This is a genomic window from Streptomyces sp. NPDC017943 (assembly GCF_044328425.1).
GTDB lineage: Bacteria > Actinomycetota > Actinomycetes > Streptomycetales > Streptomycetaceae > Streptomyces > Streptomyces djakartensis_A.
In genome coordinates, this window is record NZ_JBIRHH010000003.1 from 206,909 (window position 1) to 221,916 (window position 15,008).

18 protein-coding genes are annotated in these 15,008 nt (G+C 74.4%); 11 read left to right on the forward strand and 7 right to left on the reverse strand.

The window, feature by feature from the left end; translation table 11 throughout:
• Positions 1–40 precede the first annotated feature (40 nt).
• A complete protein-coding gene (locus ACH4C6_RS10240) occupies positions 41–1,426 on the forward strand; it encodes a hypothetical protein (protein ID WP_398108698.1) in 1,386 nt (461 codons plus the stop codon).
• Between the two features lie 41 nt (positions 1,427–1,467).
• Here the strand turns inward: ACH4C6_RS10240 and ACH4C6_RS10245 are convergent, their stop codons facing one another.
• The gene (locus ACH4C6_RS10245; RefSeq protein ID WP_398108114.1) at positions 1,468–1,836 is read right to left on the reverse strand and encodes an ArsR/SmtB family transcription factor; all 369 of its coding nucleotides are present in this window, start codon (positions 1,834–1,836) and stop codon (positions 1,468–1,470) included.
• Positions 1,833–2,279 carry an SRPBCC domain-containing protein gene (locus ACH4C6_RS10250; protein WP_398108115.1) on the reverse strand — a complete coding sequence of 149 codons (447 nt, stop codon included), beginning with the start codon at positions 2,277–2,279 and terminating at the stop codon, positions 1,833–1,835. Before ACH4C6_RS10250 ends, ACH4C6_RS10245 begins: the two co-directional genes overlap by 4 nt.
• A gap of 311 nt (positions 2,280–2,590) precedes the next feature.
• Here ACH4C6_RS10250 and ACH4C6_RS10255 point away from each other — a divergent pair, with 311 nt between their 5' ends.
• The 5 genes from ACH4C6_RS10255 to ACH4C6_RS10275 all read left to right on the forward strand — a co-directional run bounded on the left by ACH4C6_RS10255 (position 2,591) and on the right by ACH4C6_RS10275 (position 6,694).
• A complete protein-coding gene (locus tag ACH4C6_RS10255; RefSeq protein WP_398108116.1) occupies positions 2,591–3,118 on the forward strand; it encodes a DUF4232 domain-containing protein in 528 nt (175 codons plus the stop codon).
• Between the two features lie 123 nt (positions 3,119–3,241).
• Positions 3,242–4,159 (forward strand): LysR family transcriptional regulator, encoded by a 918-nt coding sequence (locus ACH4C6_RS10260; RefSeq protein ID WP_398108117.1) that lies wholly within the window; start codon positions 3,242–3,244, stop codon positions 4,157–4,159.
• A gap of 4 nt (positions 4,160–4,163) precedes the next feature.
• Positions 4,164–4,886 (forward strand): SDR family oxidoreductase, encoded by a 723-nt coding sequence (locus tag ACH4C6_RS10265; protein ID WP_398108118.1) that lies wholly within the window; start codon positions 4,164–4,166, stop codon positions 4,884–4,886.
• A gap of 54 nt (positions 4,887–4,940) precedes the next feature.
• Positions 4,941–5,705, forward strand: coding sequence for an alpha/beta fold hydrolase (locus ACH4C6_RS10270; protein WP_398108119.1), 765 nt, complete (start codon positions 4,941–4,943; stop codon positions 5,703–5,705).
• A 194-nt stretch (positions 5,706–5,899) separates the two neighbouring features.
• Positions 5,900–6,694 (forward strand): GAF and ANTAR domain-containing protein, encoded by a 795-nt coding sequence (locus tag ACH4C6_RS10275; protein WP_398108120.1) that lies wholly within the window; start codon positions 5,900–5,902, stop codon positions 6,692–6,694.
• 21 nt (positions 6,695–6,715) lie between these two features.
• Here ACH4C6_RS10275 and ACH4C6_RS10280 read toward each other — a convergent pair whose 3' ends face one another.
• A complete protein-coding gene (locus ACH4C6_RS10280) occupies positions 6,716–7,126 on the reverse strand; it encodes an STAS domain-containing protein (RefSeq protein ID WP_398108121.1) in 411 nt (136 codons plus the stop codon).
• A 108-nt stretch (positions 7,127–7,234) separates the two neighbouring features.
• Between ACH4C6_RS10280 and ACH4C6_RS10285 the strand changes: the two genes are divergently transcribed.
• Positions 7,235–7,582 (forward strand): helix-turn-helix transcriptional regulator, encoded by a 348-nt coding sequence (locus ACH4C6_RS10285; RefSeq protein WP_398108122.1) that lies wholly within the window; start codon positions 7,235–7,237, stop codon positions 7,580–7,582.
• A gap of 32 nt (positions 7,583–7,614) precedes the next feature.
• Here the strand turns inward: ACH4C6_RS10285 and secD are convergent, their stop codons facing one another.
• From secD to ACH4C6_RS10305, 4 genes are all read right to left on the reverse strand, one after another.
• Positions 7,615–9,867 carry a protein translocase subunit SecD gene (gene secD / locus ACH4C6_RS10290; RefSeq protein WP_398108123.1) on the reverse strand — a complete coding sequence of 751 codons (2,253 nt, stop codon included), beginning with the start codon at positions 9,865–9,867 and terminating at the stop codon, positions 7,615–7,617.
• A 73-nt stretch (positions 9,868–9,940) separates the two neighbouring features.
• Positions 9,941–10,459, reverse strand: a complete 519-nt coding sequence (locus ACH4C6_RS10295) for a hypothetical protein (RefSeq protein WP_398108124.1) — start codon at positions 10,457–10,459, stop codon at positions 9,941–9,943.
• Entirely contained in the window at positions 10,456–11,109 is a 654-nt protein-coding gene (locus ACH4C6_RS10300; RefSeq protein ID WP_398108125.1) for a response regulator, read from the reverse strand. The genes ACH4C6_RS10295 and ACH4C6_RS10300 overlap by 4 nt, the downstream gene beginning before the upstream one ends.
• Positions 11,106–12,065, reverse strand: coding sequence for a HAMP domain-containing sensor histidine kinase (locus ACH4C6_RS10305; protein ID WP_398108126.1), 960 nt, complete (start codon positions 12,063–12,065; stop codon positions 11,106–11,108). Before ACH4C6_RS10305 ends, ACH4C6_RS10300 begins: the two co-directional genes overlap by 4 nt.
• A 501-nt stretch (positions 12,066–12,566) precedes the next feature.
• On the opposite strand from ACH4C6_RS10305, the gene ACH4C6_RS10310 reads away from it, so the two are divergent.
• The 4 genes from ACH4C6_RS10310 (at position 12,567) to ACH4C6_RS10325 (ending at position 14,948) form a co-directional block, all read left to right on the forward strand.
• Complete coding sequence (locus ACH4C6_RS10310) at positions 12,567–12,896, forward strand: TraR/DksA family transcriptional regulator (RefSeq protein WP_398108127.1); 330 nt, start codon at positions 12,567–12,569, stop codon at positions 12,894–12,896.
• A gap of 51 nt (positions 12,897–12,947) precedes the next feature.
• Complete coding sequence (locus ACH4C6_RS10315) at positions 12,948–13,322, forward strand: TraR/DksA family transcriptional regulator (RefSeq protein WP_398108128.1); 375 nt, start codon at positions 12,948–12,950, stop codon at positions 13,320–13,322.
• Complete coding sequence (locus tag ACH4C6_RS10320) at positions 13,319–14,113, forward strand: rod shape-determining protein (protein ID WP_398108129.1); 795 nt, start codon at positions 13,319–13,321, stop codon at positions 14,111–14,113. The genes ACH4C6_RS10315 and ACH4C6_RS10320 overlap by 4 nt, the downstream gene beginning before the upstream one ends.
• Before the next feature lie 211 nt (positions 14,114–14,324).
• On the forward strand, positions 14,325–14,948 hold the full coding sequence (locus ACH4C6_RS10325; RefSeq protein ID WP_398108130.1) for a hypothetical protein: 624 nt from the start codon (positions 14,325–14,327) through the stop codon (positions 14,946–14,948).
• Positions 14,949–15,008 lie beyond the last annotated feature (60 nt).

A 15,008-nucleotide genomic window follows, 5' to 3' on the forward strand; every position in this document is an offset into this window, starting at 1 on the left:
CGCCCGCCGTCGAGGGACGGCCGTGAGCGGGACGTTGGGCATGGCCCTGGTCGCCGCGCTCGCCGTTCCCGTGCTGTCCACGCCCGCCGCCGCATCCGGCGACCCGACGGCCACGGCATGTCCCGCCGGCCTGGCCGCCGAGGCGACCTGCTACACCGGGCAGAGCGCGGACGGCGCCTTCTACGCGATCGCCGTGCCCGAGAAGTGGAACGGCTCGCTGGTCCTGCACGCCCACGGCGGGCCCGACCTGGGCGAGGGCTCCGACCCCGAGCGCAGCGTCGGCGACCTGGAGCGCTGGTCGGTCATGGTGGAGCAGGGGTACGCCTGGGCCGGTTCCTCGTACCGTCGTGGTGGTTACGGAACACGCATGGCGGCCGCCGACACGGAAAGTCTGCGCCGGCTGTTCGTCGCGAAGTTCCGCAAGCCCGAACGGACCTATCTCCACGGACAGTCGTGGGGCGGAAATGTCGCCGCGAAGACCATCGAGATCTACGGTGCGAAGAAACACGGGCCCTATGACGGCGCGTTGCTCACCAACGGTGTCCTCGGCGGGGGCTCTCGCGGATACGACTACCGCGTGGACCTGCGTGTGGTCTACCAGTACTACTGCCGTAACCATCCGCGGCCGGACGAAGTGCAGTATCCGTTGTGGAAGGGCTTGCGCGCCGGTTCGACGATGACGTCTTCCGGTCTGCGCGCACGGCTCCAGGAGTGCACCGGGTTCTCCTCCGCGCCCGAGGACCGCACCGCGCTGCAGCAACGCAACCTCGACGACATCCTCGCGGTCACCGGTATCCCCGAGCGGACGCTGGACTCGCATCTGCGGTTCGCCACGTTCACGTTCCGGGACATCGTGCACAACCGGCTGGGCGACCGGAACCCGTTCTCCAACCAGGGAGTCGTCTACTCCGGCTCCCATGACGACGCGGCCCTCAACGCCGGTGTCGAGCGCTTCTCGGCGGACCCGACCGCGGTGCGGGACCTCTCCTACGACAGCGACCTCACCGGGAAGGTCTCGATCCCCGTCCTCACGCTGCACGCGATCGACGACCCGACGGCGTTCGTCGAGCACGAAGCCGCCTACCGGGCCAGTCTGCGGGGCGCCGGGCGGGACCGGCACCTCGTGCAGACCTTCACCGACGAGCACGAGCACAGCGGCCTCAGCCCGTCCGAGTACGCCACCTCCATCGCCGCACTGGACACCTGGGTCCGCAGCGGCAGGAAGCCCACGCCGGCCTCGATCGCGGCCGCGTGCCCCGGGTACGACGCCCGCTACGGCACCGGCTGCCTCTACGAGCCGTCCTTCACTCCTCGGCCCTACGCCTCCCGCGTCAACCCCCGCCCCGGCGGCCTGACCTGGCCGGCCCTCACGGCCTCGCAGGAGAAGAAGTGGAGCCGACTGCCCTCGGTGGGCATCGCGCCCTGAACCGGGCCCGACGGCACACACCGGCCCGCGGCGCCCCGGCATCAGCCGGGGCGCCGCGTGTCGTCTGCCGCCTCCGCGGCCTCCGCGAGGCGCTTGATGCGCGCCAGGCGCCTGTCCCACTCCGCGGCCAGTGAGGCCATCCACCGGGCCGTGGTGTCCAGCGCGTCCGGCCGCACCGCGTAGCGCACCTCGCGTCCCACGCGGCTGCCCGTGACCAGCCCCGCGGCGTCCAGTACCGCGAGGTGCTTGACCACCGCCTGCCGGGAGACGGGGAGTTGCTGCGCGAGCGTCGTGGCGGTGGCCTGTCCCCGCGCGGCCAGGACGTCCAGCAGCCGGCGCCGCGTCGGGTCGGCGAGTGCGCCTATGACGCTGTCGACGACATCGGCGGCGCCGGGACGTTCCTCGCTCACGCGACAGGCTGCTCGGCGCGGCTCTTGAGCGCGCCGAGTTCGACGGGCCAGCCCTGGGTGTGGTCCTTCAGGTTCTGGCTGCGCAGCTCCTCGGAACCGGCGAGCGCCGTGAAGCCGCTCTCGACGACACGGAGCCGGGTGCCGCTCCCCTCCGCGGTCAGCGTGAACTCGACCAGGGTGCTGTTGTCCTCACGCAGTTCCTCACCCGGGAACGCGCTGGTCCAGCGGTAGGCCAGATAGGCCGGCGGGTCGATCTTCTCCACCCGTACCGGGAAGTCGCCGTGTTCGGAGTTCCTCACCAGGAGCACGTCGCCCTCCCTGGCCACCGTGCCGGGCAGGCTCTCCTTGTCCGCGACCCAGAACCCGGGCTGGGCCACCAGCGACCAGACCCGCTCCAGCGGCGCCTCGATCAGGGTTTCGCGTTCGATCCTGTCCTCGTTCATGACGGTCCCTCCGTGTCCGGCGTCCGAATCTGCAACTTCAGAGTTGCACGTTGCGGACCATCGCGCAACCTTACGGTTGCACCTGAGTGCCCCGGGGAGCCGCAAGCATCGGGTGCGCGAGGGCTTCGGTCCCGGGGGGCGTCCCGTTCGTCCGTTCCAGGCCGCCCGCATCATCGCTGTTCAGGCGGCGTTCCACCGTTCCGGCATCCCGAAGTGACCGCAGTCCGTGGCCTGTGGGACGGATGCCGTTCCACTCTGCGGTGGTCCGAGCAGTCCGCCGGACGTCCACTTCCGCAGCTGGAGTTCCCGACATGCGTTCACGTCTCGCTTCTTCGTCCGCTCGCCTCGCCCTGGCCGCCGTGGCGGCCACCGCCCTGACCGCCACCGCCACGGCGACGGCTCACGCCGCGGCCGACAGCCGTGGCCAGGTCACGCGGGCCTGCGTCACCGGCGACCTGTCCTTCACCGTCACGTCCGAGACGCAGGCGGGTGGCTACCTCCTCGTCACCGCCAAGGCCAAGCCCGGCGTCACCTGCCACCTGCGGGGCGTCTTCCCGTCCGCCTCCTTCGGCTCGTCCGCCGACAGCGAGGTGGGGCCGGCGGAGCAGGCCGTCGGCGACGGCGTGACCCTGTCCGGGGCCAAGGCCGCCTACGCCGGTATCAACCCCAAGACCACCCCGGGCGACCACGGCAGGCAGTTCGACCGCCTGCACCTCTCCGTCATGGGCGACGAACCGCACTCCGTCACGCTCCGACTGCCGGAGACCGTGACGGTCGACCGCCCCGAGGCGACCAACTGGCACGCCGACCCGGCCGACGCCGTGCCCTTCTCCGCCTGACGGGCTCACGCGCCGGGCACCCCCGCGGTGCCCGGCGTCCCGGCGTCCCGACGTCCGCCCCGACTGGCGCGCCTTCCCGTCCTCGCCGCGCCCGAGGCGCTCCCCGCGCCGTAGGATTCCCGCATGTCAGAGCTCAATCTGCGGCGTCTGCGGTACTTCCTGGCCGTCGCCGACACGCTGAGCTTCGGCCGGGCCGCGCAGGAGCTGCACATCGCCCAGCCCGTCCTCAGCCGGCAGGTCGCGGTGCTGGAACGAGAGCTCGGCGTCGTCCTGTTCGAACGCTCGGCACGCGGCACCGCTCTCACCGACGCGGGCCGGCTCATCGCGGAGGACGGACGCCAGCTGCTGCGGTCGGCCGGTGCCCTGGAACGGCGCGCCCGTCAGGCCGCCGAGGGGATCGAGCGGCTGGCCATCGGCTTCATGCCCGGCCTCCTGGTCACGCCGATCGTGCAAGGCCTGCGGCAGTCGTTCCCCGACATCCGGATCGAGCTGGTCCGCACCGGCTGGGACGACCAGGTGGAGACGATCCTCGACGGCCGCGTCGACCTCGGCCTGGTGCGCCTGCCGGTCCCCCGCCGCGGACTCCAGGTGGAGGTGCTGTTCCACGAGGAGCGGGTCGTCGTCCTGTCGGCGTCACACCCCCTCGCCACCGCCGAGGAGTTGAGCCCGCACACCCTCGCCGAGTATGAGCTGATCCAGAACCCGGACGCGGCTCCCGAGTGGCGTGCGGCCCGCCTCGCGCGTGGCCTGCCCGTGCCGGCCGGAGGCGACCATCCGCACGAGGTGGAGATCAAGCTCGAACGCGTGGCCGCCTCGTCCGGAGTGGCGTTCCTGCCGGCCTCCACGGCCCGGTTCTACACCCGGCCCGACGTCGTCGTGCGCCCGGTGCCCGGGCTGGCGCCCGGACCGGTCGGCGTGGCCTGGGCCGCGGGCCGCGAATCGACGCTGCTGAACCGCGCCATCACGCTCACTCATACCCTGCGGGCATCACTGACGACGGAAAGGGTCTTGGACGCGGGGACGGCCCCGGCCGGACCCTGAATCCATGACCATCACCTCTTCCTCCCGCATCGTCGTCCTCGGTGGAACCAGCGGCATCGGCCTCGCCGTCGCCCGGCGCGCCGCCGGCACCGGGGCGTCGGTCACCATCGCCTCGAGCCGGGCCGCGTCGGTCGAGCGCGCGCTCGGGCAACTGCCGGCCGGAGTCGTGGGACGGGCCGTGGACGCGAGCTCCGGCGACGCGGTCGCTGCCCTGTTCGACGAGATCGGCACGTTCGACCACCTCGCCTACACCGCCGGGGAGAACCTCAGCGGCCTTCCGCTCACCGACTACACGGTCGACCGTGCGAGCGAGTTCTTCGGCCTCCGTCTGTTCCACGCGCTCGACGCCGTCCGGCTCGCCGTGCCGCACCTGGCACCCGGCGGTTCCGTCACCCTCGTCAGCGGCACCGCGGCGTTCAAGGGCGGGCCGGGCTGGACGCTGGGGGCGGCCGTCTCCGGCGCGGTACTGTCCGCCGGGCGCAGCCTCGCGGTCGAACTGGCGCCCGTCCGGGTGAACGTCGTGGCGCCCGGTGTCGTGCGCTCGCCGCTGTGGTCCGGGATGAGCGAGGCCGACCGCGAGGGCATGTACGCCGGTCTCGCCGCGTCCCTGCCCCTGGGCCGCGTGGCCGATCCGGACGACGCGGCCAAGGCGTTCCTCGCGCTCATGGACCAGGACTACGTGACCGGCACGGTCTCGGTCGTCGACGGCGGCACGCTCGCCGCCTGAGCGGGTGGAACGCCTCACGGGCGACTCCGTCCCGGTGCCGGGTACCCGTCGATCATGACGCACCACGGGAAGTCGCTTCTGCACGTCACGCACGACCGGGCCGGGGCGTCCGCGGTACGCAGCATGGGCACGCCGCCGCTCGAGCCGGGAGGCGTGCCCGTGGTGCTGGTGCCGGGACTGGGGGCGCCCGAATATCTGCTGCGGACGCTGGAGCGCTGTGCCCGGTCCGGTCCGGCACGCCTGCTGGACGTGCCCGGGTACCGGGATCCCGCCGGGCCCGTCTGCGGGGAGACCCTGGGGGCGCTCGCGGACACGGTCGCCCGGTGGCTGACGGACGTGCCCGGCCGGCCCGTGGTGCTGGCCGGGCATTCCACCGGCGCCCAGGTGGCGCTGCACGCCGCCGTGCGCAGACCCGAGCGCGTACGGGCCCTGGTGCTGCTGGCGCCGACGTTCCCGCCCCGGCTGCGCCGATGGGGGCCGCTGCTCGGCGCGGGGCTCCGCACGGCGGTGCAGGAGTCGCCGGGTCTCGTACCGGCCGTGCTGCCGTCCTACCTGGCGGCCGGGCCCCGGCGGCTGCTGACCTGTACGCGCTCGTGCCGGATGGACGCCCCCGAGGAGGTGCTGCCGTCGGTGACCTGCCCGGTGACCCTCGTCGGGGCCGAGGACGACGTCCTCAGCCCACCGGGGTGGGTGCGGTACCTGGCCGGGCGGGCCGCCCGGGGCCGGGCCGTGGTGGTGCGGGGGGCGCACGCGTTCCCGCACCGCTTCCCGGACGTCACGGCCGGGGTGCTGGACGGGGCGCGGCACGACGCGCCGTGACGCCCCGCCCGGGCCGGCCGTCGGCGGCGGCGCGCCGGACGCGTCCGACCGCCGCCCCGCGCCTCGCGTCGCACAGCGGGAGGCACCCGGGGTGCCCCGCACGTTCGGCGGCATCTTCGCGTCCGGGCCGGGTACTTCCGGGCCATGGCTCTTCCTCGACACGTGCCGCAGCCGTCTCCCCGCGGGGAGACGTGGTGGGACGCCGTCCGTCCGTGCGTGCCCATGCCTTCCTGCTCGTCCACGGCCGCCCGCACGCCCGCACGCGGGGCGGCGCGATGACGGCCGAGGCGGTGAAGGCGGCGCGGATGGTCGCGGAAGCCGCGGCGCGCGCGTCGCTCGAGGACGTTCCCCGGCGGGTGTGCGAGGCGGTGCGCGACGGGCTCGGCGTGGACGGCGCCACCCTCTCCCTGCTCACCGACACCCCGTCCCGGCAGCTGCTCGCCGCGTCGGACGACGCCGCCCTGCAACTGGAGGAGATCCAGTTCACGCTGCTGGAGGGCCCCTGCATCGCCGCGGCGCAGACCGGGGAACCCGTCGCCGTGCACGACCTGCGCCACGACGTCACCCCGTGGCCCCTGTTCGGGGCGCTGATGCGGGAGAAGCTGCCGCAGATGACGTCGGTGTACGCGCTCCCCCTGTTCTTCGGCGACTACGTCCTGGGCACGGTCGATCTGCTGGCCCTGCGGCCGCACGCCCTCGACGAGGAGGACCTGGCGCAGGCGTCGGACGTGGCAGACGCGGTGACCGCCGCGCTCATGAGGACCCGGGAGATGATCATCACCGGTTCGCGGGCACCGGACTGGGAGCCGAGGGCGCTCGTGCGGGCCCACTGGTTCGACACCGCGCGGGCCGTCGCGACGCTGGTGACCCGGCGAGGGCTCAGCCAGGAGGACGCGCTGGCCCTGATGCGCGCCGAGGCGTTCCGCAGCGGCAGGTCGCTGGCGGACATCACCGCGGACGTCCTGCGCGACGCGCCTGGAGCGGCCTAGGCGCGGCCCAGGGGCCGTCGTTCATGACGGGCCGGTGGCGGCGTCCAGCGTCTCGCGGATGTCCAGCACGCCGTCGACCCCGGTGATCTCGCAGAGCCGCCGGAGGTGGGACGAGGGAGCGACCAGGCGCAGCTTGCCGCTCTGGTGCGTGAGGATCAGCAGGTTCAGCAGCGTCGAATCCGCGAACGTCACACCGGAGGCGTCCAGGACCACGACCGGGTGGTCGCGGACCGCGCTCGCCAGCGCGTCCGTCAGCGGCTGGATCGAGTTCAGGTCGTAGGCGCCGCGCGCGGCCACGACCCAGGTCCCGCGCCATGCGTACTGATGCACCGAGGCCGCCTCCACGGCGGGCCCGGTCGTCTCTCGCCGCAACAGCGGCGTTCCGCCGGCGTTGCTCGTGAGCGCCGTCTCGGCGGCCTCTTCCCAGGGCACCTTCGGGCTCCTTCTGTGGTTCTCCCCTGCGGGAGCACGTCATCGGTTGCCGGAAAAGTATGTCATGTATCCGGGTTCAGGCAACCACGGGCGTCTAAGATGCAGGTCATGGTCGCAGTACCCCGGTCCCACAGCGGATGGACGTTCATCACCAGCCACGCGCGCGTGCTCGCCGCCGTCGCCGACAACCCGAACGCCCGCATCCGCGACATCGCCGCCCGCTGCCACCTCACCGAACGCGCCGTCTCCCGGATCATCGCCGACCTCGAACACGACGGGTACCTCTCCCACACCCGCGACGGACGCAGCAACACCTACCGCGTCCAGCCCGGCAAAGTCCTGCGCCACCCCGCCGAAGCAGGACTCCCCGTCGCCTCCCTGCTCTCCCTCCTCGTCCAGGACGAGACCGACCGCCACACCGAATCCGACCACCCCACCGACCCGCTCGCCCCCTGAGCCGACGGACGAGGAGCCCGCCCCGCGTCTGGTCACTGGTGGCGTCTTCGGGAGCGGGACGTGTGCCGGTCAAGTTCGATCGCCAGCGGGGTGGCCGTGAAGACCGACGAGTACGTGCCGATCACCAGGCCGATGAGCAGGGCCAGGGCGAAGTCCCTGAGGGAGTCCCCGCCGAGCACGGCCAGGGCGGTGAGGATCAGGGCGGCGCCCATGCCGGTGTTGACGGTGCGGGGCAGGGTCTGGACGATCGCCCGGTCGGTCAGGGCGGGCAGCGGGGTGGCACGGTCGTGTCGCCACAGCTCCCTGACGCGGTCGAACACCACCACCGAGTCGTTCACCGAGTAGCCGATCACGGTGAGCAGCGCGGCGAGGAACACCCCGTCCAGGGGCTTGCCGAGCCAGGCGAAGACGCCGACCAGGATGACGACGTCGTGGGCGAGGGCGGCGACCGCCGCGGTGCCGAACAGCCAGCGGAAGCGGGCCGTCAGGTAGAGCAGTTGGGCGGCGAGCGCCACACCCAGGGCGACGAGGGCGTTGCGGCGCAGTTCCTCGCCGAGGCTGGGTCCGATCAGCTCGTCGCGGACCTTCTCCGTGGCGCCGCCGAGCGTGCCGACGGTACGGGTCACCGTCTCGGCCTGCGCGTTGCTCAGCTCGCCGGTGCGCACGGACAGGGCGCTGTCGCCGGAGGACTGGACGACGGCGCGCGGGAGTCCGGCGTCCGCGAGCGCGGTGCGTGCGCGCTCCGGGTCGACGGGGCGCGCGGTGGTGTACTCGATCAGCCGTCCGCCGGTGAATTCGACGCCCAGGTCGAGACCGCGGACGGCGATACCGGAGGCGGCGACGGCCAGCACGGCGGCGGACAGGGCCAGCCAGCGCCGCGGGCGGCGCATCAGTTCCGGCCCGGAGCGTGCCAGGCGGCTCCTGACCCGTCCGGCGGTGGCCAGACCAGTGACGCTCGGCCGGCGGCGCACCCATGGGCGAGACGCCGCGTGCTCGGCGAGGACCCGCGTGACGACCAGGGCGCTGATCATCGACGCGAGGACGCCGATGCCGAGGGTGACGCCGAAGCCGCGCACGGGCCCGGAGGCGAGGAAGAACAGCAGTCCGGCGGCGATGAGGGTGGTGATGTTGGAGTCGGCGATGGCGCTGAGGGCCTTGCGGAAGCCGGTGGTGAGGGCGGAGCGCGGACTGGCCCGGCGGCGTTTCGTGTGCTCCTCGCGGGCGCGTTCGAAGACCAGCACGTTGGCGTCGACGGCCATGCCGATGGCCAGGACGAAACCGGCCAGGCCCGGCAGCGTGAGGGTGGCGCCCAGTGCGGCCAGGGCGGCGTAGGAGATGAGCCCGTACGCGGCCAGGGCCAGTACCGCGAGGGCGCCCATGAGCCGGTAGACGGCGATGATGAACAGTGCGGTCAGGGCGGTGCCGATGACCGCGGCCCAGGCGCTGGCGGTGATGGCCTCGGCGCCCAGCGTGGGGCCGACGGTGCGCTGTTCGACGGTCTCCACGGGGACGGGCAGGGCGCCGCCGCTGATGAGCAGGGCCAGTTCACGCGCCTCGTCGTCGGTGAAGGACCCGGTGATCTGCGTGGCGCCGCCGGTGATGCCCGCCCCGCACGCGACCGACGGGTCGACCTGCGGCGAGGAGATGATCTTCTTGTCGAGGACGATGGCGATGCGGCGCTCGGGGTTCCCCGCGGGACGGCAGGCGGCCGCGCCGGTCAGCCGGCCCCACGCGTCGCGGCCGGAGTCGTCGAAGTCGACGGTCACGTGCCACCCGGCGCCGCTCTGCTGGTCGAACCGGGCGTCCGCGCCTTCGACGTCCCGTCCGGTCAGTGCCGCGGGCCCCAGGTGCAGCGGCCGGCCGGACTCGTCGGGCAGGACACGCTCCCCCGCCCGCTCGGTTGCGGATCCCCCGCGGGCGTCCGTGCCGTCGGCGGAACCGGTCACGGGGTGGACGGTGAGCTGGGCGGTGCGGCCCAGGACGTCGGCCGCCTTCCTCGGGTCCTGGACGCCGGGCAGTTCGACGATGATCCGGCGGTCGCCGGAGCGCTGCAGGGTGGGTTCGGATACGCCGAGGGCGTCGATGCGGCCGCGCAGCACCTCCAGTGTGCGGTCGGTGGCCTCGGGACCGGCCTCGGCGGTGTCGGTGGAGCGGGTCTCCAGGACGATCTGGGTGCCGCCGCGCAGATCCAGTCCGAGACGGACCGGCACGGTGACGGTGATGTACAGGGACAGGGCGATCACGGTGAGGGCGAGCAGGGCTCTCACCCGGGACGAGCGGGTCAACGCGGCCTCCGGCGGGCACACCGCGGCGGCGGCCGGCGCGGCCGCGGTGAAGGACGGTGAGGGAAGGGCGGGTTCAGGTGCCGGAGGACACCGGGGGTGACCGGCCCCGGTCGGTGGACGCGTGGTCGGCGCGCGGCTGCCCCTGCGGTGTCGTTGCCGCCGCCGGCGGACCGGTGGCGGCGACGGCGGGGGCCTCGCGGCCCGCGACGGCGGCGGGGTGGCCGGGCGGCGGCGTGCGTTCGCCGAGCGGTTCGAGCCGGAACACCGCGTGCACGGCGCACGCCGTGGCACAGCCGTCAGGGGCGTACGGCCGGGCCGCGTGAGCGGCGCCCGGCCCCTCCACGGCGGATCCGCCCGCCGGGCCGGGCCGCTCCTCGGCGGGCGGTGGGGCCTGCACCCCCGCGGACGGTACGAGCCGCACCCCCGTGGGCTGCGCGGCCGGGGCCGGGGACGCGGCACCGGGCACCACGGCCAGGAAGAGCGCCAGCAGCGCCGCGGCCCACAGGGCGGCGGGACGGGTCGCGGCGGGGGTGGCCCGGGGGCCCGGCCGGGGAGTGGGCAGCCGGGCCCCCGGACGGTCGGGGTGGCTCACGGTTCGATCAGGCCCGCGCGGATGGCGTAGCGGGTCAGCTCCAGGCGGTCGCGCAGGCCGAGCTTGTGCAGCAGGTTGGCGCGGTGGCGCTGGACCGTCTTGATGCTGATGTGGAGCAGGTCGGCGATCGACTGCGAGGAGTGGCCCTCGGCCACCAGCTTCAGGACCTCCTCCTCGCGCGGGGTGAGGACCTGGTCGGGGGTCTCCTCGCCGTGCCCGGCCCGGTCGAGGTAGTTGCGGATCAGGGCGGTCACCGCACCGGGGTACAGGAAGGGCTCGTCGCGCATCGCGGCGCGGCAGGCGGCGACCAGGTCCCGGTCGGCGACGGACTTCAGCACGTACCCGCTCGCGCCGGCCTTGAGGGCCTGGAAGAAGTACTGCTCGTTGTCGTGCATGGTGAGGATCAGGACGCGCAGCCCCGGCTTGAGGCCGGCCAGTTCGCGGGCGGCCTGCAGACCGGTCATGCGGGGCATGGCGATGTCCAGCACGGCCAGGTCGACGTCATGGCTGCGGGCCTGCTCGATGGCGTCGGCCCCGTCGCCCGCCTCGGCGACCACCTGCAGCTCCGGTTCCTGGTCGAGGATGAGCCGGACGCCGCGGCGCACCAGCGCGTGGTCGTCGGCCAGCAGGATGCGGATGGTCCGGGTCATGAGGAGATCTGCTTCCTGGGCACGGGCACGGTCAGCCTGACCTGGGTCCCGGCGCGCGGCGCGGGGGTGATGTCCAGGGCGGCGCCGACGAGCAGGGCGCGTTCGCGCATGCCGAGGATGCCGGCGCCTTCCCGCGGGGCCTTGATGCCGCAGCCGTCGTCGGTCACGGCCAGGACCACGCCCGCCCCGCCGGGGTGCAGCGACACGACGGCCCCCCGGGCGCCGGCGTGGCGGGCGACGTTGGTGAGGGACTCCTGGGCGACGCGGTAGAGGACCAGTTCCGTCTCCGGCTCCAGCGGGGGCAGATCGGCGGCGAAGCGGCGGGTGACCTGCAACCCGGTGTGGGTGGCGAAGTCCTCGGTGAGCGAGGTCAGGGCGCTGACCAGGCCCAGGTCGTCCAGCACGCCGGGGCGCAGGCGGCGCACCAGGCGGCGGACCTCGTCCAGGCTCCCCCGGGTGATCTCCTGCACCTCGTGCAGGTCCTTGCGCAGCGGGTCCGGGGCCGCGTCCGCGGCCCGCTTGAGCCCGAGCAGGATCGCGGTCATGCTCTGCCCGACCTCGTCGTGCAGTTCCTGGGCGATGCGGCGGCGTTCGGCCTCCTGGGCGAGCAGGACCCGGCCGCTGCTGGCGGCGCGTTCGTGCTCCAGCCGCTCCAGCATGGCGTTGAAGGTGCGGATCAGCTCGGCGACCTCGCCGCCGCGTGGCGCGGACAGCCGCTGCCCGGGGCGCAGCAGGTCGACGGTGGTCATCAGGCCGGTCAGCCGGTCCAGCGGGGCCAGTCCCCAGCGCAGCAGGGCGGCGTTGGCCACCAGCATCACCGCCAGGCCGCCCAGCAGGATGACCGCCTCGGTGAGCAGCACCGGCACCGACACGGTCACCGGCGCCCAGAGCAGCAGGCCCGTGGCGGTGCCCAGGACGACGGCGTTCAGGGCGAAGATCCGCCAGAACAGCGACACCGGTCGTCAACCTCCTTCTGCGCTACGGCGTGCCTCGGCCGCCGGATGCCGTATGGCCCCCGGACCGACCCGCTGCCGTGCCCGGCCGTCGGCCGGGACTCGGGGCGTGTCCCCCGAGCCGGGCGCCCGGGCCGGGCCTGGGGGCCAGGCCTCGGTGACCAGGCCTTGGGGCCGGACCTCGGGGGCCAGGCCTCGAGGACCAGGCCTCGGGGCCAGGCCATGAGGACCAGGTCTTGGGGCCAGCCTGCCCGCTCCCGCCTCACGGGGATATGGGGCCCGGCCCCCATTTCCCGGTGCGCGGCCTACCCAGGGCCCTGGGGTCTGCATCCCGCGCGCTGCCGGAAATGGGTGCCGCGCCCGATGGGTATTCGCCCCGCCCCGGACCAGGCTGGGGGCAGGACCGGGCGCCCCGGTGCGGTGACCGCCGGACCGGGCACCGCCCGGTGCCCGACCGCCCGTCCGGGCGCACCGCCGCCCGGCCAACGGAAAGGGAAGAGCCCAGTGACCGTCGACGCCCCCCGCACCGACCCCCGCCCCGAGCGCATGACCGCCCAGGAGGTGCGCCGGCGCCTGGAGCACGCCCGCAGCACCCGGCTGACGCAGTTGCGGGCGCTCGAGGAGACCGGGCACAGCGTGGACGACCATCTGACGTCGATGCAGCGGGACGCCATCCGGCGGGTGCTCGAGGAGATCGACGGCGCCTTCGCCCGGGTCGAGGACGGCAGGTACGGCATCTGCCTGGGCTGCGGCGACCCCGTCCCGGCCGAGCGGCTGGAGATCCTGCCCTACACGCCCTGCTGCGTCGCCTGCCAGCGCCGTGCCGCCTCCTGACCGGGCGGTCCGTCCCCACCGTTCTTCTCCATCGCTCTGCCCGAGGGGTGTGTGGTGAACCACCAGCTCATCGCCGACCGTACGACGCATCTGACGCCCGAGGAGCTCGCCGCCCTGCGGGAGAACCTCGTGGAGCAGCGCCTGTTCCGCCGGGAGCAGTTGCAGCAGCTCGCCGTCGCGGTCCCGTCCCGCGCGGACGGGCCGCGGCCCGCTGACGCCGCCTCCCAGGTCGAGGTCCACGTCAAGCTCGCCGCCTGCGCCCGCATGGTCCTCACCGACGTGGAGGCGGCCCTGCGGCGCATGGACGAGGGCCGCTACGGCGTCTGCGGGCTGTGCCGGGGGCCCGTCGCGGCCGAGCGGCTGGCGATCGTTCCGCAGGCGCGCTACTGCGGGCGCTGCCAGCAGGTGAGGGAGGCCGGCCGGTGACCGCGCTCCCCGTGCGCTCCGCCGCACGGCACCGCTTCGGACGCCACTCGGGCATCGCCCTGGAGATGGGCAGTGCCCGCACGCGCGTGTGGCTTCTCGGCCGCGGGCTGATCAGCGACGTCCCGACGGTCACGTTCGGCACGGACACGCGGTGTCCGGTCCAGCGCGGCACGATCATCGACCCCGCCGGCTGCGCCCGGATGCTGGAGCGTCTGCTCGGCCACCGCCTGCCTCGCTTCACCGCCCCGCACGTCGTCGTGACCACCCCCGTCCTGGGCGGCCCGGCCTACCGCGACGCGGCCCGCGCGGCGGTGGAGGTGCTGCGGCCGCGCACGGTGCTGACCGTCCCCACCGCCCGGGCCATCGCCCTCGCGGCCGGAGCCGGGCGGACGCGGCCGCTGCTCGTCGTCGACGTCGGCGCCCATCTCAGCGAGGTGGTGCTGCTGGCCGACACGGGCGTCGTCGACGCGCGCCGCACCGCCCTGGGCACCAGCGACCTCGACGCCACCCCGCCGGAGCGGGTCGGCGACGCCGTCGCGGACATGGTGTCCGCCATGCTCCGCCAGGACGGCGGCTCCCTCACCGCTGACGCCCTGAGCCGTGGGGTGCTCCTGGCGGGCGGCGGCGCCCTGCGCCCCGACATCACGTACCACCTCACAGCCCGGCTGCAGACGGCCGTGCGCGTCGTGCCGGCGCCGCACACCGCCGCCGTGCGGGGCGCGGCCCAGCACCTCCTGGCGGCGCGCTCCCGGCCGCGCGCAGCCGACGCCGCCCCTCCCGGTCCCGACTAGGCGGCCCGACCGGACCGGTCCCGACCAGACCGGTCCCGACCAGACCGCGCCCGACCGGACCGGTCCCGACCAGACCGCGCCCGACCGGACCGGTCCCGACCGGACCGGTCCCGACCAGACCGGTCCCGACCAGACCGGTCCCGACCGGACGGTCCCGGTCACCCCGGCCCGCCGACCACCCGTCACCCCTGCCCCACGACGGAGGGACACCATGGACCGCCCCATACCCCCCGCGCAGCCTCCGCCGGAGGACCTGCCCCGGCTGATGCTGTGGCGCTGGCGGCGCAACCCGCTGCGCCGCCGCACCGACCTGATCCAGGCGTGGATCGGCCTGGGCCTGCTGCTCGCCGTGCTCGCGGCCACCCCCGCGGTGGTGACGCTGGCTCGTGACCTCGCCCACCGCCACTACTCCCGTACCGCGCAGCAGCAGGCCGCCACCCGGCAGGAGACCACCGCGGTGCTCCTCCACGACGCCCCGCGCCATCCCGAGCCGGGCTCGCCCGAGGCGCGGAAGACCCTGTACCCGGTCACCGTCCGCTTCACCGACCCCCTCGGGCGCACCCGCACGGCGGAGACCGACGTCCAGCCGCAGTTGCCCGCGGGCACGACCCTGCGCGTCTGGGCCGGCACCGACGGCCGGCTCACCGACCCGCCCCTGACCGCCGAGCAGATCCGCAGCCGCAGCGTCGGCAGCGCGGTCATCGCCACCCTGGCGTTCTACGCGACCGGCACCCTGGCCTACGGCGTGGCCCACCGCACCCTCCAGCGCCGCAACCTCGCCGCCTGGGACACGGCCTGGGCCCGCACCGCACCCCGCTGGACGATCTCGCCCTAGCCGGCGCGAGTGCGGGACGCTCCGCCGCAGGGCCGGGCAGAGCCGCCGCCCGGTCGCCCC